Here is a 17365-nt window from a genome sequence, read left to right as displayed (position 1 = left end):
AGCGACGGAGCCTCCCGCCGAGTCGATTCACGAACGCGATGGCCTGGGCCTCGGCCTGGGCCTCGGCTTCGGCCTCGCCGGGGAGCGGAACCATTGCCGCTCCGCCGTCCGGCGGAGCCCCGGCGGGCCTGGAACAGCCCACGCACGCCACGAGCAGGCACACCAGCACCCTTCGACAAGTCACGACTGCCTCCTGGCCGTCTCCGGACACCGGCACGCGGCTCGGCTGGGGACGCGAACTCGCCGGCACGGTGTCACACTTTGTGGCGAGCGCTCGCCACCGATCGGCCGACCGCCCGCCCGGGGCGGGTCGCCGGGAGTACCGGGTGGTGGCCACCCGCGCCCTTCGAGGGCGCGGGTGGAACCATCAGAGTCAACGTCCGGGCTTGTCGCAGTCGGACCCCGTGCCCGCGGGCGGCGCAGAGTGTGGCGGCTTCGGTCACGGCGGGAGCCCTCGCCGGCACGTTACCACACCGGCCCGGGGAACGCGAGCGGCGGCCCGCCGCGGCGCGATCTCCCGTCCGGCCGGCCCCGGAGTCGCCTCGCGGCCCCTCGGCCGTCCTGAGCGATCCTCGCGCGATTGCGGCCGGGTCGGTGTTGTAGCGGACGGGGCGGACGTGCGGAATGGGGCGGCGGGATGGACTAGGGGCGCAAGATGCCGGCGAAGCACTCCGCCGGCGTGGGGCCGGCCGGCTCGGCCGCGGGATCGTCCGTTGCGGCCGCCGGGCCCGCGGGAGCGGGCCGGTGGACCGGCCCGGCGGCCGCACCGCCGAGCCACCCCCGTAGCGCCTCCATCGCACGGTCCGGTCCGGTGCCGGGCAGGAGCACCGCCGGCACGTGCCGCAGGGCCGGCTCGGTCGCCACCGCCGCGAGCACCGCGGCCGCGGCCGGCCAGGGGACCGGGGCCAGCAGCACCAGCACGTCCGGCGGCTCCGCCCGGAGCCGGCCCAGACAGTCGCACGGGTGCGCCGCCGTCTCGCACCCCAGCACGGCGGCCCCGAACCGGGCCAGGGCCGCCCCGTCCGCACTCGTCACCAGCACCCGCATCGCGTCCTCCGTTCTGCCGTTCTGCTCGGGGCCGCCGCGGCGGGTTGGCCGGCCGACTCGGACCCGCCCACGGCGGCGTCGCCCGGACCCGTCAACTCTCCGCCGCGGCGGCCCCGGGTGGGGTTGCAACCGCCGCGCCCGCACCGCCCGCACCCGCGTCGGGACTCCCCCGAGGACGGGTCGGGAACAATCGCCCGTCCCCGCGGGTCCGGGCGACGGAGAGGATCAACTCGCGCGGGCCGGGCGGCTTGACCAGGTGCAGGTCGATCCCGGCCGCCGCCCGCGGGCGGACGTCCTCGATCGTCCCGCCGGTCATCGCCACGAGGGCCACGCCACGCAGCTCGGGACAACGGTTCGGGCAACAACCGACCCGGAACCGGCCCGCACCCCGGCGGTTCCGCTTGTGCGTCGTCGCTGCGGGGTGATCGCCGCACTGAACCATTTCCGAAACGGAAACGGTTCGCGGTGTCCGGTCGTTTTGGCCGTGCGTGGTCTTCTGGCCCACACATCGAGTCGGCGCGATATCGCGTCGATTGGACGCCGGGACGAGCCCGACGAGGGGCGAGCCGAGCGCGGGCCGGATTCAGAGCGGCCCCGGGCTCAACGCCCGGGGCCGCTCCGTTTCACTCTTGATCCGCCCAGGTTAACTCGACCTCACCTGAACCCTCGCTCGCGCCCGCTCTGCTCGCGTGCCCTTGGCCGAAGTCACTGGGAAATACCCGGATCGCCCGAGGCGAACGGGCCGGGTTACGCCGTCCGATCAGTTCCAAAGAGTCACCCATGCCGGCCATCGCACGCATCACCTTGGCGCTCTGCCTGCTTCCTGTGGTAGCCTTCTGCGCCTTCGGCTTCCTGGCGACCTACGAGTCGCCCGGGGTCACCCCGCTGCGGGTCGCCTACGCGGCCATCGGGGTCTCGTCCCTGACGGCCGCCGGGTGGCTGGTGCTCCGCGGTTCTGGTCCCCGCACTCCCTCCCAACCTCGGCCCTGAGTGCCCTCACCACCCCTCCGCGATCAGGTGGACCTCGCAGGCCCGGTGGTGACGCTCGAGGAGGCGTTCCGGCTCCTCATCATCGGCGGCCCCCAGCGCGTCGAGTACGCCCGGTTCCGGGCCGCCCTCGACCGCCACCTCGCCCACCACCTCCCCGGCGTGCGAGTGCTACCCCGCCGCCCGCGACGCCCTCGCCCGGGGGAACTGGCCCGACAGGCCTGTCGGGAGGGTCCCACCTTCGTACGCGCCGCATAGCGTCGGACGCCCTCCCCCACTACCATCACCCGTCCGGGGCACGCCCCGGGGACTCGGGCGGCGGAAGGGAAACTCCCCGCGTCACGGTCACTTCACGGACGAGCCGACCCCGTCACGGCGGACCCAACCATGTCAGCTCGACTCGGGAACCCCTTCTCGGTCCTCTCCGTCCTCGTCGTCGAGGACTCCGCGGACACGGCCCAGTCCACGGCCGACCTCTTGTCCATGTGCGGGTGCCGTGCGCGGGTCGCCGACGGCGGGCCGGCCGGCCTCCGGGCGGCCGGCGAGGAGGTCCCGGACGTGGTCCTGCTGGACATCGGCCTGCCCGGCATGGACGGGTGGGAGGTGGCCCGGCGGATGCGGCACGCGGCCCGCGGCAAGCAGCCGCTCATCGTGGCGGTCACGGGCCGCGGGACCGATGGCGACCGCGACCGGTCGGCCGACGCGGGCATCGACCTGCACCTCGTCAAGCCGGTCGCCCCGGCCGCCCTGGTCCTCCTGCTGGCCCAGGTCCGCGGGGTCCTGGCGGCCCACGCCCCCGCCCCGGCCGCCGCGTCGGGACTCGGGGAGAGTGCCGGGGCACGCCCGGCGGGCGGCGCACCCGTTGCTCCGCCGTGGCCCGCGGGTGAGGGGGCGCGGGACGCGGGCGGCGGGCCGGTAGCCCCGGCCCGCCGCGCCCTCGCCCGCCGGGTGGGGAGCACAACGGGGCCGGCGGCCGCGCCGGCGGCGGGGGGCGAGCGATGTCGGAGGCGGAGTGGCTGGCGGCGACCGACCCGGCGGTGATGCTGGAGGCCCTGCGGGGGGCGAGCGACCGGAAGCTGCGGGCGTTCACCGCCTCGGCCTGCGCGGACCGGCACCTGTTCCCCGAGGACTACCCGGGCGACGAGGCCCAGCGGTTCCCGGGCGACGTCGCCCGGTGGGTCGACGACGGCGACTACGAGGGCGGCGGGCAGATGTTCGACGAGTTCCTCCTGGTCGTGCTCGCCGCGTACCGGTACGGGCCGTTCCCCTTCTGGAACCGGGCCTGGAAGCAGGCCCGGTCCGTCGCCCCGGGGGCCGCCGGCGCGGGCGAGCGGGCCCGGTCGGTCGCCCGCGTCCGGTGCATCTTCGGCAACCCGTTCCGGCCGGTGGCGGCGGCTCGGGGGTGGGTGACCCCGACGGTCGCGGCCATCGCCGGGGGGTGCTACGCCACCCGCGACTTCAGCCCGCTGCCCGTTCTCGCGGACGCGCTGCAGGACGCGGGGTGCGACAGCGCCGCCGTCCTCGACCACCTCCGCGGGCCGGGGCCGCACGTCCGCGGGTGCTGGGTGGTCGATCTGGTGCTGGGAAAGGAATAGGCGACGGGGGGGGACGGCAGCACGACGCGCAGGGCGTGAGTCAGGGGGCGATCGCGGATGCGGTCGGGGCCGCCTGCCCGACCGTCCACAAGATTCTGCACAAGTCAGGTGCTTCCGAGGAAGCACCTGAGCCAACCACGAAAGGGGAAGCTGATGACGACCCGGGACGTGTGGTGTGCCACGCATCCGGGTTGACCCGCGGCCCCTCTCACGGCATAGGGCGGTCAGTCGGGCCGGCGGTGCTTCCTTGCCGCCGAAGGCCGTGGGGGTGGAGGATCGCTCCCACGGCCGTGCCCGAACTCCGCCACAACCCCGAAGCCTCAATCCTCGCGTCACTACCTGAACGGGTTCGCCTTCGTCCGGCGCTGCACGGGATCGCCGGCCGTGCCCCGGGCGATCAGCTCCGCCTCGCGCTCGGTCTTGAGCCCCGCGTGCAAGAGCGTGTGGTGGCCGGGTTGCTGCGCGTCGAGCGCCTCCCACTCCCGCCGCTCGCACACCACGTTGCCGCCGGTGGCGCTCCCGGGCATCGTCATCCGGTACACGACCCAATCGCAACAGACCTCGGTAACTCGCATCGGACCTCCGGGAAGGCGGCGGCGGTGTGGTGCCGCCGCGTCACGTTATCGGTCCGCGGGCCGCGGCACAGGAGAGAAGTTGAAGGTCGGGCCGAGAGGCCAGCCGGCCGGCGCTGGTGGCGTGCGGGCATGGGGTAGCGGCCCGCCAGCGGCTACGGGGCCGACGCCGGCACCCGGGGGGGCGGGGTGTAGGGAACTGCCACCTCGGAGTGGCACTCGGGGCAATGGGGGTAGTAGTTGGCCAGGACCGGGAACGACCCATCCGGCGCCTCAGACAGGGTCGCTGCGAACCGCACGGTGTTCGGGTTAAAGGTGAACGCGCAGCCGCACCGCGGGCAGTGAGCCGTGAGGGTCATGGTGGTCCATTGGTCCGGGTGTGAGGTGCTGGGTCAAACTACCCACTCCCCCACACCACCCCAATCCCCGTCCTCAAGTCTTCGCACCCTCCTGACGCGCGATCGGGCGGCACGAAACGGCCCCCTACCCGGGCGGGTCCATCCCCGCGCCCGACTCATCCCGCTCCGAGTGAACGTCAGGGGAGGCCCAGAGCGGCCCGTACCCGTAGGGCGCGATCGGCGGGCGGGGACACGAGCCGGGCCGCGGCCGCCCGGTCCGGAGGTTCGAGCGGGACGCTACGCAGGAGGGCACCGTCATCGGCCAGCAGCGCGGCGGACAGGGCGACGACGTCGGGCTCGCCGTCCGGGCCGCGGTCCTCGCCCGCCTCGACGCCGAGTACGCCGAGTTGAAGTGACCCCGGGCCGGCTGGCGGCCGGGGGAGAATGGGAGTACCCCCGGTGGCACGCCGCGTGCCACGGAATCACTCGACGGGGTGACCGTGGGGGGGGTGATTGGGCGACAACCCACCGCGGCGCACCCCGCCACTTCGTTTCCCTGCGGCTCGCTTACCGGTCCCGCGACAGCCGTCTCTCCGCCGGCGATCGCCCCGCAACGCGCGACAGGTGCGAGTGGCACCGGCCGTTCGGCGCGGAGCGGCCCCGTCGGTCGCACGCGTGCCACACTTGCCCGCCGACGCGGGCCGTGTTAGCCTGCGGCGGTGCGCCCGCCGGCACCGCCAGGAGCACTCCACCTGCGGGCACGCAACAACCCAGCTGAGACTCGCGTCGCGTTCGGTTCCCGGTCGGAGGTCCGTCCGTGCTCCCCGGGGTCGTCCACCCCCGGGGCCGGCGGTTACGTGAGGGTCACTAATGGTCGGGGTGTGCCGGCGCTGCGGCGGTACGGGGCGGGTCGACGTGCTGCTCCCTCGAGGCGCCGGCGTCCTCCTGTCGGCCTGCCCGGCGTGCGGCGGGACCGGCCGAGAGGCAACGCCCCCCGGCGAGCGGCCGCGGTTCGGGGTGGGGCCGCTCGGCCGGCGGGCCGCCCTCGAGCACGGGGCGCGGCACGCACTGACCGGGGCCGCCCTTCTCGCCGGCGGTCTCCTGGTCACGTGGGCGACCTACGAGTTCGCCCTGCTCACCGGCGGGCCCACCTACGTCGTCGCCGTCGGTGCCACGCTGGGCGGCGGGACGATGGTTCTCGGGGGCGCCCTGTCGGCCTCGTTCGCACTGGGCCGCCGGGTGGGGTTGGCCCTCACGTGGTCGGCGTTGGCGATCGTCGCCGGGGCCGTGGCGTGGGGCGTGGTGAAACTCCTCGCCTGGACGTACTCCTGAGCGCGTGGCTCTTCCGACGTCCGGACCTGTCGGCACCGTCGGGCCCGCTCGGTCACGCCACGAGCGCCGGGGCCGGCGACCTGGGGCGGGTCACCCCGGCGACGCGGGTGATTGCCGTCGTGATGCCGAACGATCAGTCGGTCCCCCACGGGTGGGCGAAGTACCGGGTGAGCGTCGCGGACCTCGAGAAGTTGACCGGGTACACGTTCCTCGACCGGGTGCCGCCAGCCGTTGCGTCGGCGCTCAAGGCCAAGGTGGACGACGTGCGGATCCCGCCCATGGGCAAGTCGAAGGGGAGCGAGTGACCATGCGGACCGCGACCGGGCCCGCGCTCCAGCAGGCGAGCGCGGGCCTCCTGTACCAGAGCGAGACCGACGCCCCGTGGGAGGTCGTGACCTGGGGGAGCGCCACTGGCACCCCGACCCCGTCGGAGGTGAAGCGGCTCGGCCGGCACCGGACCGCGGGGGCCCTGGCGAAGGCGCAACCGCTCGACGAGTTCTTCGCCCCGCTGACGACGGATCAGGACTGGTACGGCAACGAGGAGCGGGCCACCGCCCAGAGGTACCGCGACCTGTTGGCCGCCATCAAGCAGCACCTCACGGGCCCGGTCGTGGTGAAGGTCGGTACGCGGAAGCTGACGGTCTACGTCGTCGGCGTCGCGGCCGAGGGCGGGTGGGCCGGCATCAGGACGCGGGCCGTGGAGACGTGAGGGCGCCGGCGGCCACACAGAACAACAAGATCACGAACCGCTCGGCGTCCTGCTCCCGCACCTCTGCGTCGCACGAGGGAGGGCCGGCACGTCCGCACCCCACTCCCCAGCGACGGCGGTGAACGCCCACGCCACCCGCCGGAGGCACGCGGCCCTCGCCCCGGTCACGGCACCGGGCAACGGCCACCTCCAGCGGAGAGCGTGGACGCCCGGACGCTCCCTCCCCGGACCCGTCCAACTCACTGGGACCTTAACTCGAAGCGGCACGTGAGGTCGCCACCCGGGGGCAGGGTGTGCTTGAGCGTCGAGTTCGTGCTGTACCGGTCGGGCACCACTTGCTTCACCTCGTCGGCCTTGCCCGACCCGTCCGCACTCATACCGGCGACCTGGCGCCCGGTCTTCTGGTACGAGAGTACCTCGACCTTGCACTCGCCCGGCGACGGGCCGGCGTCCTGTGCGATGGCGAACCGCCCCTCGGTGATCGTCCCGGAGGCCGCGGTGCCCGCCCCGGTCGGGGTGAAGGTGATCGTCCCGGTGGGGAGCGGGTAGCCGTCGAGTTTCACCTCACCGGATACGGGCACGCGGTCCGGCCCCCGCCCCTGGCAACCCAGAAGGGCGCCCAGGCCGAGGAGAAATCCGAGTGGGAGCCGCAAAGGGCGGGTCATCGTGATCAGCATAAGCGGACTCCTGCGAGGTATGCGGCGGGTGTGTACCCGCCCGCGCTCACAGCGGGCGGGCCCGAGGTGCCCGATCAGGGCACGGGGAGTGGCTCGCCACCGCTGGGGCTCGCGGCGGCGTGCCAGGCGGGTCGGTCCGCACCGTCGGTCACGAACCGGATGGACCCGTCGAGGAGGGCCACGTTGACCCCCCCGGTGTGGTTGCTCTTGGCCGTGAGCCGGTGCGGCCCTCCCGACCCGCCCCCGGTGCACGGGTTGCGGGTACTGGTGACGCACCGCTCGGTCACGTCGCTGACGGCCTCGTTGGGCAGCGAGTCGTGCGTGTACTGCACGGTCCCCGAGTCGGCGAACAGGGCGCCGCGCGAGTCGTTCTCCATCTGCTTGCGGATCTCGGACACGGCCGCGGTGTTCGACGTGCCGTCCGTGATGTCAGCGAACTTGGCCTTCCGGCCGTGCGGGAACGGACCCTTGGTGGTCAACTCGGTCACCGCCGCCCAGTCGCCGTTCCGCTTGTACATCCCGATGCCGGCGTTGGCCGCGTAGTTGCCCCGGAAGCCGAAGTCCTGAGCGGTGTTGAAGATCGGGGCGTCGATATCCGAGGGACACACGAACGACGTGAGCTTGACGTTCCGGGCCGCCTGGTTGGCCGACTCCCACCAATTGACGTTGCGGTTGTAGAGGGCGAAAACCGGGCCCTGCTCCATTTGCGGGAGGATGAGCATGACCCACGAGCCCCGCTGGTACGTTCCGCCCGTGTTCATGACGTGGCCCTCGGGGAAGTTCCCGACCACATCGTGGTAGTTGTGGAGGGCGATGCCGATCTGCTTCAAGTTGTTCGAGCACTTGGCGCGGGCAGCGGCCTCGCGGACCTTCTGGACCGCCGGCAGGAGCAGGCCGATGAGGATGGCGATGATGGCGATCACGACGAGCAGCTCAATCAATGTGAACCCGGACCGTTTGGGGTCGCGCGGGAGCATGGGAGTGGCCTCTGTGGGAAAGGATCTCGCAGCACCCCGACGACCGGTCCCGGGTGCCGAATAACAGCAACTGAATTGTTGGCGCTGCGCGCCCTGTTTCACGGAAAAAATGTAACGAACCTCGGCGGTCTGGCCGCCGCATGAGCCCCACTCGCGTGGGGGCGACATGCGGCTGGGGTGGCGATCACGACGAGCAGTTCGATGACGGTGAACGTGCCCCTCGGGGAGGGAGACCGATTCATGGTGGCCTCGGATGTGCGAGGCACGGGTCGCTTCCCGGTCGTTGCGGCGTGGGACGGCCCCACCGAGATAGAAGAATGTAATCGTAGCCAGAGCGAAACAAGTTTCCAAAGAGTTATCATTCGCCGTTAACCACGATCGTGTCTTGTCAGCGGGTGAGAATTAGTCGCTGCACACCGGTACCACATTGCCTGGGTTCCTGCGACCCCGCGGCAGAGTTCCCGGACAGCGACAGATGTCAGGTGCTGCGATGTGCCGCCGCTCGCGGACCCGGCGGAACACCTCAAGGATTTGGTGGGCTGGTCGCAGCCGTTACAGCTCGCATTGAACCGGGCTGGAGTATGCTGACCCCGCCCGGTTCAATGCGCCGGGCGCGTAACTTCGTGACGGGAGGGGTCGATATGGCCAGCGGAACTCACGTTGTCATTGTTTGGGCCCGTGAGCAGTCGGGTCACGAAAAGTTGTTCACGCTCACCGCGAGAGCCGCGGACCCAACAGTTGCGAACCTCCCGCGAGTGGAGCAGCAGGTCGAGGAAGCTCAGTTCGTCGAGGTTCTGCGAGAGGAAGGGCTCACGGAGACTCAGGCCAAGGCACGGAAGTCCGAGCTGATGGCCGACTATAAGCGTCGTGGATACAGGTACCAACCGCGGAAGCCTCATCACCAAGACATGATGGGCGACTAACCACGGAACGCGAGCGGGCCGGGGAGTGATCCCCGGCCCGCGTTGCTTCGCCCGTCGTCCGGTCTCAGGCGGCCTTGAACCCCGCGACGGGCTGGACCCGCTTCTGGCCGCCCTCGGTGCAGGTCACTACCGCGGTCACCTCGGCCTCGCACTGCGGGTCGTACTTGCCGTCGATCACCTTGAACGCCAGCACCCGGGCGAACTCAAGTGCGGCCGCAAGATCCCGTTCGAACGACTCCTCGACGGCCTCGCGGCGCTCCGGGTGGACCTTCGCGAGGTCCGCGGGCGACAGCCCCAGGGCTTGCTGCTTGTGCGGTCCCTGGGTGAAGACCGCGGCGTACAGGATACCCGCCACTGCGAGCATGTCGTGGCCCGACCATCCGCCGGTCCGGGAAGGGATCGGCTCCCCGGATTGGATGGCGGCGAGGACGTCCTGGGCGTGCTGCTTGTTGAACTGGATCGCGTGCATGTGGTGTTCCTTGAGTGCTTGGTGTGTTGGGGGAGGCGGCCGCGGATCACTCGGCGGCCTTCGCGAACCCGCGGTAGAAGCCGGCCAAGAAGTTCGACCGGCGGCGGGTCGGGACGTTCGCCATGACCCGCGGGTACCGGCGGACGAGCCACGCCAGGGCCGAAGCGTCGTCTCCGGCGGCAACGAGCGGGGCGAGCTCCGATTCGATGATGCCGGCCCAGGCCTCCTGCTCGGTGTCGTGCGGCTCGAGTTCGCGCACGTGGTGCCCGAGGTGGAAGCCGGCCTCGCCGTAGCCGGACGAGCCGCCCCGGGCGGCGGTGCGGCAGTGCGCGCGGATGTACGTGGGGCACCCTAGGAAGGTGCCGGGCGGGTTCGCCTCCGGGCGGCGGGGGAACTTCTGGCGCCGGTCTTCGGCGGGGTGGTGGGACGTGTCGGACTGTGTGGTGTCCTGCATGGCCTGCCCTCGGTTACGAGCCGTCGCGCAAGCCGCAGAGTGCCCGACGACGCGTCGGACTGAAACGCAGCGGCGAGACGGCTCGCCAGTGAGAGGCACAACGGGTAGCGATCGGGGTCGCGGACCTACCCGGTGTGCTGTTGGTGGACCGAAGTCCCCAGGCCATGCATCTCCGCGACACCGACAGCGTACCTCAACCCTTCGCGGAGTCCAGCCGGGGTTATTGCGTCGCCGCGTCGCCCCTCACCCCGCCGCGGCGACCGCCGGCGTGTCGGCCTCGTCCAGGTCGTCCGCGTCGCGCGGGTCCTCACCGAACGGCTGGACGCACCCCACGGCCGCGTTCAGCGTCCACCGGAACCCGGCCAACTCGGTCAGGTGCCGCACCATCTCCTCCGCCAGGTAGCTCCCGGGGGCCGATGCTGGGATCCCGGCATCGGCCCACAGTTCGAGCGGCGTCTCCTTGTGGTACTCCCGCCGGAACGCGTCGATCCGGTCGGCCAGGTCCTCGACCGCGTGGGCGATGGCCCACAGGTCCGCGTTCATCTGGCTCGCCTCCAGCACCTCGTACCGGGTCGGGTGAGTCTCGGGCATGTTCATGATCCTCGTGAGGGTTGTGGGGTCGGGCTCGAAGCGTTCGCGGCGGTCACCGGCGGCGGCCGGGGATCGGGACGGCGTGACCCTCGAGCATCTCCAGGTAGGAGCCGACGGCCCACGCGCACCCGCCCGCGGCCGCGGCCACCTCGTACGACTCGTCGAGCAACTCCCGCTCGGGCCCCTCGGGCCGCGGGAGCCCGGCCTCGAGCCAGTCGAGCCCGACGCTGTCCCCGTTGCCCTCGGCCAGGTCGAGCAGCTCCTCGCGGGCCTTCGCCAGGATCGCGATGAGCCGGTGGACCCGGCGGTTGAACTCGCCCTTCGCGTACATCGCGCGGTACTTCCGCGCCGCGGGCCGGTCGGCCCCGGCCGGTTCCCTTGCTGTCGTCGTGGCTCCCATGCTCGTGATCCTCGTGACGGAATGGTTCGTGGAGTATCTGCCGGCCGCTCCGCCGGGGTCACTTCGGTGCCTTGAGGCGGGGGCGGACGCTGAGCAGCTCCTCGGACGTGCTCACCAGGAACCGCCGGGCGACCTCGGCCTCGGCCGGGCACACGGCCCCCGCGGCCTCCGCCGCGTCGAGGTCGCCGAGCAGGTCGTCGACGGCGTCGGTCAGCGCGACCCAGGACAGGACGATCCGGGCGCGGCTCGCCCGCTTCGACTTCGCGGCGCGGCGGCCGCCCTTGGTGGCGGGGGCGGGGATCAGGAACGCAACTCGGTTGCTCACGGGTGGCCTCGTGGTTCGGTGTGAGGGTGCGGGGCCAACCGCCTGCAAAACGCAGGCGGTTGGTTGGCTGGTTCAACCGTTACCCAGCGGGTAACGGTTGGCGGGTGCGGTCAGTCGTCGAGGAGCGGGGACGGGACGTCGATCAGGCACGGCGGGACCGAGTCGGCGTTCAGGAGCGTGTTCGAGGCGTCGCCGAGGTACTCGATCGCGTCGGCGAGTTCCCGCTCGCTGTACGCCTCGTGGAGCGGGTGCCGCGGGTCGAGGACCGCGGCACGGAGCCGGTTGGCGTCCTCGATGAGCCGCTCGAGCACCCCGCGGGCGAACGTGCACCAGCGCGAGGCCGCGTCGTGGTGTGGGTCGCGGGGCCGGGGCGTCGGGTGCGGGGCGTGGGCCGCTGCGGATCCGTTGGCCGGGGGCGGGGCCTTGCGGGTGCGTGCCATGTCGTGCTCCGTGTGCGTGGTGGTGAGGGGTCAGGCCGCGGGGGCGGTGGTGAACGCGGTGCAGACCGGGCACACGAGCTGCGTGCCGGCGGACGAGACGTCGAAGAACCGGTCGCCGGCGCACTCGGGGCACGGGGCCGGGGAGCCGATGGACCGCCGCCGCGGGGCGGGCCGCGGTCGGGGCCTCGGGCGGACGTGCGGGGACTTGCTTAGCTCGGGGCGTGCGGGTACTGTGGACGACATCGAGTGTCTCCTTCACTGAAACGGGATGGGACGTCGACACCGGCCCCGCGGAGTTGCCGCTCCGCGGGGCCAACTTTCTTCAAGCCTGAGCGTGCGGCAAAGATAATCAACAATCGTTGATGAGTCAACGGGCGTTGATGATTTTGCCGCGAGTGGTTAAGGTTGTGGCTGTGCCGAGCCGATCAGGGTGTGACCCGGAGTCGGCAACACACGGTTCGTCACCCGGGGGTAATGGAACGTGAGCGTGGCAACGGAACGTAGTTTCGGCGAACGACTCAAGCAACTCCGTGAAGAATTGGGTGTAACTCAGTACGCCCTCGCCAAGAAGTCTGGCGTTACCGCTCAGGCCATCTCGAAGATCGAACAGGGCGATCGTGACCCGGGTTGGAGTACGGTCGTTAAGCTCGCACATGGTCTCGGAGTTTCGGTCGCGGAGTTCGACGAGTCGGTAGACGCGGCTGAGCCAGCCGAGCCGAACGACGAACCTCCCCCACCCCCGCCCGCGAAGAAGCCGGCCCCCAAGAAGCCGAAGCGCTGACCGCTCCTCACCTCGCCTTCCGCCGCGCCGCGGGCTCCGCCTCCTCCTTCATGCCCTCGGCACGCTCCCCCGTCGCCGCGAGTGCCCGCACGTCGGTGCGGGCCAGGAGTTGCCGCAGGCCGTCCAGGTCAGCGGGCGGGTCGTCGCCCGGGGCGAGCTGGCGGGCCGCGTCAGCCACGCCCCCGAGCACCGCCTCGCACGCCTTCCGCCGCAGCCAGCCGAACACGTCGATCGTCACGGTCACGTCCTCCAGGTTGTGGGCCGGTCGAACTGACCGGCCCAGGTTCGGTCTCTTCACCACGGGATCTCGTCGCCCGCCACTGGCAGCGGCTCGTCCCGCACCGGGGCCGCGGTGAACGCCTCGAAGTCGGCCCGGCCCGCGTGCCACCCCTCCTCCAGGTTGGCCCGCTGCCAGTCGTCGAGGTCGGCGGCCCCGTCGGCCGCGAGGCTCGCCCACATCGCCCCCACCGACGTGCCGTCCTGGCCGAAGGTGCGGCCGATGTCGAAGCAGTCGCGGGGGCAGGTCAGGCCGTCGAGGTCGCACACGGAAGGCTCCTTCAGGTTGGGTGGTGGCCGGGTCGCGGTCGGTCACTCGTCGTCGCCGGTGCCGCTCATCGCCGCGGTCAGGCCCGCCCCCGCCAGGACCACGGAGCCGGTCACCACGGAGCCCAGGGCCAGCAGGACCAGGCCGCACGCCACTTGGATCAGTGCTCCGAACATCTCGCGTCCCCCGTTCGTCGCGCCCGTTGCGACCGTCAACACCGATACTATAGGCTTGGCCTAGGCTTGTTGTCAACCGGATTCCTGGTGAAATATTGGCACGGCCTAGGCCGGCGGCGTACATTGGCGGGTAGGAGGGTCCGATGCCGAGCAACCCGCGGAAGAACAAGGGCGTGTACATGGAGTTGCCGCCCGACCTGGTCGAGCAGGTGAAGGCCCTCGCCGAGCGGAGGGGCCACACGTTCAAGGACGAGGTCATCGAGGGGCTGCGGCGGCACGTCGCGTACCCGCCGCCCCCGCCGGCCCCGGTCGAGTTGCTGCCCCTACCGCCGGTCACCACCGCGGTGAAGCCGGCGGTCACGAAGAAAGGGAAGGGAACGGGTCGCGGATAAATACTTGACACCGAGCAAGCATATACAGTATGGTGCCACTCGTGCCGCAAACCCCGTCGTTCTCCGACCAGCTTCGATCGATCATCGAGGGCTGCGGGATCTCCCGCTACGCGCTGTGCCAACGCACGGGCATCGCCGAGTCCGCGATGAGTCGCTTCCTGTCCGGCAAGCAGGGGCTCACCCTCGCGAGCCTGGACAAGTTGGCGGCGGCGCTCGGCCTGGTGTTGACGACCGGGGTTCAACAACTGCCCCAGCGGCGGCCGCGGGGGCGACCCAAGAAGGAAGAGCCCGCGATGAAGACGGTGACCAAGACGAGTCCGAAGCAGTGGCAGGCACTCGCCGCGTACTACGCGAAGGACGCCCGCGAGAACCACTTCTCGTCCCGGCGCGGCACGTGGCACATCGAGGACCTGAACGTGCTGTGCCTTTACAACAACAACCCCTACGCAAAGGGGCGGCACTTCCGGGACGAGGAGACGGCGGAGTTCAGGAAGCGGCTCGCGGAGAAGGGCATCAAGGAACTCGCCTACGCCACCGACGGCGACGGCGACAGCGAGTTCCCCGACTACACCTACGCCATGATCATCGACGCGGGCGAGGACATGCAAAACTGGGTCGCCGCCACGATGGAAGAGATCGTTCGCAGTACCCTCCGACGCCTCACCACCTCGCCGGAAACTCCCCTCCTTGCAGCGGCCGTTGATGTGGCCACCGGCAACAAGGCGACTCCCAAGAAGCCGGTCCCGAAGCGGGGGAAGAAGTGACCACCGGGGTGTCGGCGGTCCCGTGCTCGCTCGTCTCGGCGGCCGCCCGGAGGCAACTCGCGGCCGTGCTCGCACAGATCGGCCGGTACTGCCCCGCGGACCGGGAGCGGATCGGCCGGGTCGTGCGCGCGGTCGAGCCCCTGTCGGCGGAGGCGGTCGCCGACGGGACGATGGGCGAGTGGCTGGAGGACTCGCCGTCCGCGGACGACCCGGCGACCTGGGGGTACGGGACCGCGGAGACGCCGGGGGTCGTGGTCATCAACGAGCGGCTGCCCGAGCCCGCGTTCCGCGCGACCCTGGCCCATGAACTCGGGCACGCCTGTTGTGTGCTCGAGGACGTCGAGCGGACCAATGCCCCCAACGACGAGTGGGCCGAGGAGGCCGCCGCCGACTGGTACGCCTACAAGTGGGGGTTCGGCCCGCTGATCGGCCGGATGCGGCGGCGGCGCGACTGGCTCCACCACGGGGCCAACCCGGGCGGCTTCGTCGAGGAGATGGTGAGCCCGGGGCGGTGGGTGCGGTACCGACTCAGCCGGCGGTTCCGGTACAGCATCGAGCGGCACGGGTGACCGCCGAGCCCGAACCGGTAAGCAACTGGGTGCTGGGCGGTTCGTTGTGCGTTCGAGGGGAGACCGCTGCGACGGCCAGCGAGTGGCTGGCCGAGGGTGTGCGGCTCGGGTGGACACTTCACATCTCCCAATTGGCCGTGCGCCCGATGTTCCGCGTATTCCATGTTGCCCATCCAACCGTCAAATTCGGAACGAAGACACTTTCGGGCGAACCGGTGAGAGGTTAAAGTATGCGGCTGAACGTTATACGCCGTCTCGGAGTTGCCCGTGTCGCCATCCTCCGTTCTGCTGGCGGTCCTGTTCGGGTCTGACGGGGAGCTTCTCGACCTCGCCACCCTTCCCGGGGTATTGAAACTCGCCGGCTTGGTTGCCGGCGTGTTAGGCCCTGTCGCCGTGGCAACGTGGACCCTGGCAGCCCGGACGTACCGGGCGAGAGTGCGCGCCGCGGAGAGGCAGGCGGCGACGTGGAAGTCGCAAGCGGAATGCTCGGGCGAACAGGCCGACAAGTACCGCGGCGAGGCGAACGCGGCCCGCGCCGCGCTGGCCCCGTTCCAGGTCGAGTTCGCCGAGTCGCGAGACTACCAGCACGCCGCAGAGAAGGACCTGCAGGGTACCCGCCACGAACTTGAGGCTGTCAGGACGAGCCTCCACCGCGAGCTGAAGGAACTGGGCAAGCTCCGTGGTGAGATCGAGCACCTCCAGCACACAGTTGGCGTGCTCCGCACAGAGGCCGGGGTGACAGAGGAGCAACTCGATGACCGCACGAGGGCCCTCACGCAACTGGAGCGGCGTGTGAAGTCCGCGCTGAAGCTCGAAGGCCAGTTGTGGAACGCAAAGGCACTCCAGAAGCGTCCCAAGTTCCGCGACCTGGGCCGGCGGCAGTGCGCGATCGTCTCCGTGCTGAACCTCAAGGGGGGTGTCGGCAAGACCACTGTGACCGCCCACCTCGGGGCGGCATTCGCCCGCCGGGGGTACCGGGTGCTGCTGCTCGACCTCGACCTCCAGGGGTCACTCACCAGTCTGCTCCTCACCCAGGACAAGATCAACGCGCTGGTCGACGATACGAGCCTGATGCAACACTTTCTGAGCGCCGCGGCGGAGGACAGGCGAGTGAAGCTCGCGGACTACGTGCAGGAGGTCTTCGCGACCACCGAGGCCGGGGGAGCGCTTCACCTCGTCGGCACGACGGACAAGCTCGGGTACGCCGAGCTGAACCTCACGATGCGGTGGCTGATGGGGAGCGGGGAACGCGACACACGGTTCCTCCTGCGGAAGGCCCTCCACCTCATGAGCGTGAGCCGCGAGTACGACCTCGTCCTGATCGACTGCCCGCCGCTCGTTAACATCTCGTGTGTGAACGCGCTGGCCGCGAGCGACTACCTGCTGGTGCCCACGACCCTCAGCCGGCGGTCCTTCGAGCGGGTGCCCCCGATGCTGAAGCGGGTGGTGCGGGACGAGCGGTTCGTGCGGTTCATCAACCCGAAGCTCCAGGTACTCGGGCTCGTCGCGAACCGGACCTACCCTTCGGGGATGACCAGCACGGAGCGGGACGACTGGAACCAACTCGCCGGCTGGTGCCTCGACGCCTACGGGCAAGAGGTCACACGGTTCCCGACCGTGATCCCCGACATCAGGGACGTCCGCCACAGCGAGACGGAGTTCGTGGCCGAGCCGACGGGCACGCGGCTCGAAACCTTGTTCGGCCAACTCGCCGCCGATGTCGAAAAGGAACTCCCCAGTGAATGTCGCCGCTCTGCAAAAGCACCTTCGTGACCTGGCCGAGTTCCTCGCGGCTGCCGAGGCGGGGAAGCCCGTGGTCACGGAGCTGACCGCGGTCCACGACGCGCTCGCGCCGTTTAAGGACGAGAAGCTTCCGGCGTTCGTGACGTTCCTGCGCCAGGCCCACGAGTATTGGACCACAGGTGTCCTCACGCCAAAGGCAAAGGCGAGGAAGGCGAGCCCAAAGAATTCCAAGCCCCCCGCACCGACCATCGACGACGTGCGCGCGAAGGTTGCTGTGCTCTATGAGACGGCCCCGACCGCGTCCGATGAACAGATCAACGAGGTGTTCGGCCCGCTCGTCGGGACCTTCGGCCTTGAAGACCTCAAACTGATCGCGACCGCCGCGCACGTTGAGGGGAAGGTGACAAGCCTTCGTGCCAAGCAAAAGGTCGTTGACGAGATCCGAAGAGCAATCACAGACCGCCGAGGCGTGGCTCAGCGATCCGTGCAGTAGCCGGCAAACGGGCGTCTTGCTCCTCGACGTGGGTTGACAAGTTCCGTTGAGGTGCGGCCCCTCAGTC

At 70.8% G+C, this 17365-nt stretch carries 27 protein-coding genes; 12 read left to right on the top strand and 15 right to left on the bottom strand.

The window, feature by feature from the left end:
• Positions 1 to 642 precede the first annotated feature (642 nt).
• Together ACTIGN_RS24925 and ACTIGN_RS24920 are read right to left on the bottom strand one after the other, a co-directional pair.
• Positions 643 to 1047, bottom strand: coding sequence for a hypothetical protein (locus ACTIGN_RS24925; RefSeq protein ID WP_439628940.1), 405 nt, complete (start codon positions 1045 to 1047; stop codon positions 643 to 645).
• Between the two features lie 91 nt (positions 1048 to 1138).
• A complete protein-coding gene (locus tag ACTIGN_RS24920) occupies positions 1139 to 1378 on the bottom strand; it encodes a hypothetical protein (protein WP_439628938.1) in 240 nt (79 codons plus the stop codon).
• Positions 1379 to 1827: 449 nt separating this feature from the next.
• On the opposite strand from ACTIGN_RS24920, the gene ACTIGN_RS24915 reads away from it, so the two are divergent.
• The 3 genes from ACTIGN_RS24915 (at position 1828) to ACTIGN_RS24905 (ending at position 3629) form a co-directional block, all read left to right on the top strand.
• Positions 1828 to 2037 (top strand): hypothetical protein, encoded by a 210-nt coding sequence (locus ACTIGN_RS24915; RefSeq protein ID WP_439628936.1) that lies wholly within the window; start codon positions 1828 to 1830, stop codon positions 2035 to 2037.
• A 384-nt stretch (positions 2038 to 2421) separates the two neighbouring features.
• Entirely contained in the window at positions 2422 to 3075 is a 654-nt protein-coding gene (locus ACTIGN_RS24910; RefSeq protein ID WP_439628934.1) for a response regulator, read from the top strand.
• Positions 3033 to 3629, top strand: coding sequence for a hypothetical protein (locus tag ACTIGN_RS24905; protein WP_439628932.1), 597 nt, complete (start codon positions 3033 to 3035; stop codon positions 3627 to 3629). The genes ACTIGN_RS24910 and ACTIGN_RS24905 overlap by 43 nt, the downstream gene beginning before the upstream one ends.
• A 335-nt stretch (positions 3630 to 3964) precedes the next feature.
• Here ACTIGN_RS24905 and ACTIGN_RS24900 read toward each other — a convergent pair whose 3' ends face one another.
• A complete protein-coding gene (locus ACTIGN_RS24900; protein WP_439628930.1) occupies positions 3965 to 4204 on the bottom strand; it encodes a hypothetical protein in 240 nt (79 codons plus the stop codon).
• Between the two features lie 1250 nt (positions 4205 to 5454).
• Between ACTIGN_RS24900 and ACTIGN_RS24895 the strand changes: the two genes are divergently transcribed.
• The 3 genes from ACTIGN_RS24895 (at position 5455) to ACTIGN_RS24885 (ending at position 6580) form a co-directional block, all read left to right on the top strand.
• Positions 5455 to 5871 (top strand): hypothetical protein, encoded by a 417-nt coding sequence (locus tag ACTIGN_RS24895; protein WP_439628928.1) that lies wholly within the window; start codon positions 5455 to 5457, stop codon positions 5869 to 5871.
• A gap of 122 nt (positions 5872 to 5993) precedes the next feature.
• The gene (locus ACTIGN_RS24890) at positions 5994 to 6176 is read left to right on the top strand and encodes a hypothetical protein (RefSeq protein WP_439628926.1); all 183 of its coding nucleotides are present in this window, start codon (positions 5994 to 5996) and stop codon (positions 6174 to 6176) included.
• Between the two features lie 2 nt (positions 6177 to 6178).
• The gene (locus ACTIGN_RS24885; RefSeq protein ID WP_439628924.1) at positions 6179 to 6580 is read left to right on the top strand and encodes a nuclease A inhibitor family protein; all 402 of its coding nucleotides are present in this window, start codon (positions 6179 to 6181) and stop codon (positions 6578 to 6580) included.
• 239 nt (positions 6581 to 6819) lie between these two features.
• On the opposite strand, the gene ACTIGN_RS24880 is transcribed toward ACTIGN_RS24885, so the two are convergent.
• The 9 genes from ACTIGN_RS24880 to ACTIGN_RS24840 form a co-directional block, all read right to left on the bottom strand.
• Positions 6820 to 7161, bottom strand: coding sequence for a hypothetical protein (locus ACTIGN_RS24880; protein ID WP_439628922.1), 342 nt, complete (start codon positions 7159 to 7161; stop codon positions 6820 to 6822).
• Positions 7162 to 7331: 170 nt separating this feature from the next.
• Positions 7332 to 8234, bottom strand: coding sequence for a DUF1559 domain-containing protein (locus ACTIGN_RS24875; RefSeq protein WP_439628921.1), 903 nt, complete (start codon positions 8232 to 8234; stop codon positions 7332 to 7334).
• Between the two features lie 987 nt (positions 8235 to 9221).
• Positions 9222 to 9626, bottom strand: a complete 405-nt coding sequence (locus ACTIGN_RS24870; protein WP_439628919.1) for a hypothetical protein — start codon at positions 9624 to 9626, stop codon at positions 9222 to 9224.
• 46 nt (positions 9627 to 9672) lie between these two features.
• Entirely contained in the window at positions 9673 to 10080 is a 408-nt protein-coding gene (locus tag ACTIGN_RS24865; protein ID WP_439628917.1) for a hypothetical protein, read from the bottom strand.
• 243 nt (positions 10081 to 10323) lie between these two features.
• On the bottom strand, positions 10324 to 10671 hold the full coding sequence (locus ACTIGN_RS24860) for a hypothetical protein (RefSeq protein WP_439628915.1): 348 nt from the start codon (positions 10669 to 10671) through the stop codon (positions 10324 to 10326).
• Between the two features lie 52 nt (positions 10672 to 10723).
• Positions 10724 to 11071: a hypothetical protein gene (locus ACTIGN_RS24855; protein WP_439622356.1), complete on the bottom strand. Its 348-nt coding sequence runs from the start codon at positions 11069 to 11071 to the stop codon at positions 10724 to 10726.
• A gap of 58 nt (positions 11072 to 11129) precedes the next feature.
• Positions 11130 to 11396, bottom strand: coding sequence for a hypothetical protein (locus tag ACTIGN_RS24850; RefSeq protein ID WP_439622354.1), 267 nt, complete (start codon positions 11394 to 11396; stop codon positions 11130 to 11132).
• Positions 11397 to 11506: 110 nt separating this feature from the next.
• Positions 11507 to 11836 carry a hypothetical protein gene (locus ACTIGN_RS24845; RefSeq protein ID WP_439622352.1) on the bottom strand — a complete coding sequence of 110 codons (330 nt, stop codon included), beginning with the start codon at positions 11834 to 11836 and terminating at the stop codon, positions 11507 to 11509.
• Between the two features lie 30 nt (positions 11837 to 11866).
• Entirely contained in the window at positions 11867 to 12079 is a 213-nt protein-coding gene (locus ACTIGN_RS24840) for a hypothetical protein (protein WP_439628913.1), read from the bottom strand.
• Between the two features lie 238 nt (positions 12080 to 12317).
• Between ACTIGN_RS24840 and ACTIGN_RS24835 the strand changes: the two genes are divergently transcribed.
• The gene (locus ACTIGN_RS24835; RefSeq protein ID WP_439628911.1) at positions 12318 to 12617 is read left to right on the top strand and encodes a helix-turn-helix domain-containing protein; all 300 of its coding nucleotides are present in this window, start codon (positions 12318 to 12320) and stop codon (positions 12615 to 12617) included.
• 7 nt (positions 12618 to 12624) lie between these two features.
• Here the strand turns inward: ACTIGN_RS24835 and ACTIGN_RS24830 are convergent, their stop codons facing one another.
• The 3 genes from ACTIGN_RS24830 to ACTIGN_RS24820 are packed head-to-tail and all read right to left on the bottom strand — an operon-like array spanning position 12625 to position 13337.
• A complete protein-coding gene (locus tag ACTIGN_RS24830; protein ID WP_439628909.1) occupies positions 12625 to 12915 on the bottom strand; it encodes a hypothetical protein in 291 nt (96 codons plus the stop codon).
• Positions 12912 to 13163 carry a hypothetical protein gene (locus ACTIGN_RS24825; protein ID WP_439628907.1) on the bottom strand — a complete coding sequence of 84 codons (252 nt, stop codon included), beginning with the start codon at positions 13161 to 13163 and terminating at the stop codon, positions 12912 to 12914. The genes ACTIGN_RS24830 and ACTIGN_RS24825 overlap by 4 nt, the downstream gene beginning before the upstream one ends.
• Before the next feature lie 42 nt (positions 13164 to 13205).
• Entirely contained in the window at positions 13206 to 13337 is a 132-nt protein-coding gene (locus tag ACTIGN_RS24820; RefSeq protein WP_439628905.1) for a hypothetical protein, read from the bottom strand.
• A gap of 143 nt (positions 13338 to 13480) precedes the next feature.
• Here ACTIGN_RS24820 and ACTIGN_RS24815 point away from each other — a divergent pair, with 143 nt between their 5' ends.
• From ACTIGN_RS24815 to ACTIGN_RS24795, 5 genes are all read left to right on the top strand, one after another.
• Complete coding sequence (locus tag ACTIGN_RS24815; protein ID WP_439628903.1) at positions 13481 to 13729, top strand: hypothetical protein; 249 nt, start codon at positions 13481 to 13483, stop codon at positions 13727 to 13729.
• Between the two features lie 29 nt (positions 13730 to 13758).
• Positions 13759 to 14493: a helix-turn-helix domain-containing protein gene (locus tag ACTIGN_RS24810; protein WP_439628901.1), complete on the top strand. Its 735-nt coding sequence runs from the start codon at positions 13759 to 13761 to the stop codon at positions 14491 to 14493.
• The gene (locus ACTIGN_RS24805; RefSeq protein WP_439628899.1) at positions 14490 to 15062 is read left to right on the top strand and encodes an ImmA/IrrE family metallo-endopeptidase; all 573 of its coding nucleotides are present in this window, start codon (positions 14490 to 14492) and stop codon (positions 15060 to 15062) included. Before ACTIGN_RS24810 ends, ACTIGN_RS24805 begins: the two co-directional genes overlap by 4 nt.
• 435 nt (positions 15063 to 15497) lie before the next feature.
• Complete coding sequence (locus ACTIGN_RS24800) at positions 15498 to 16835, top strand: AAA family ATPase (RefSeq protein ID WP_439628897.1); 1338 nt, start codon at positions 15498 to 15500, stop codon at positions 16833 to 16835.
• Positions 16801 to 17298: a hypothetical protein gene (locus tag ACTIGN_RS24795; protein ID WP_439628895.1), complete on the top strand. Its 498-nt coding sequence runs from the start codon at positions 16801 to 16803 to the stop codon at positions 17296 to 17298. Before ACTIGN_RS24800 ends, ACTIGN_RS24795 begins: the two co-directional genes overlap by 35 nt.
• The last annotated feature ends 67 nt before the right edge of the window (positions 17299 to 17365 follow it).

Origin of the sequence: Gemmata sp. (assembly GCF_051859125.1) — a bacterium.
In the GTDB taxonomy this organism is placed as follows: domain Bacteria; phylum Planctomycetota; class Planctomycetia; order Gemmatales; family Gemmataceae; genus Gemmata.
This window is presented reverse-complemented; position numbering and strand designations above follow the sequence as displayed.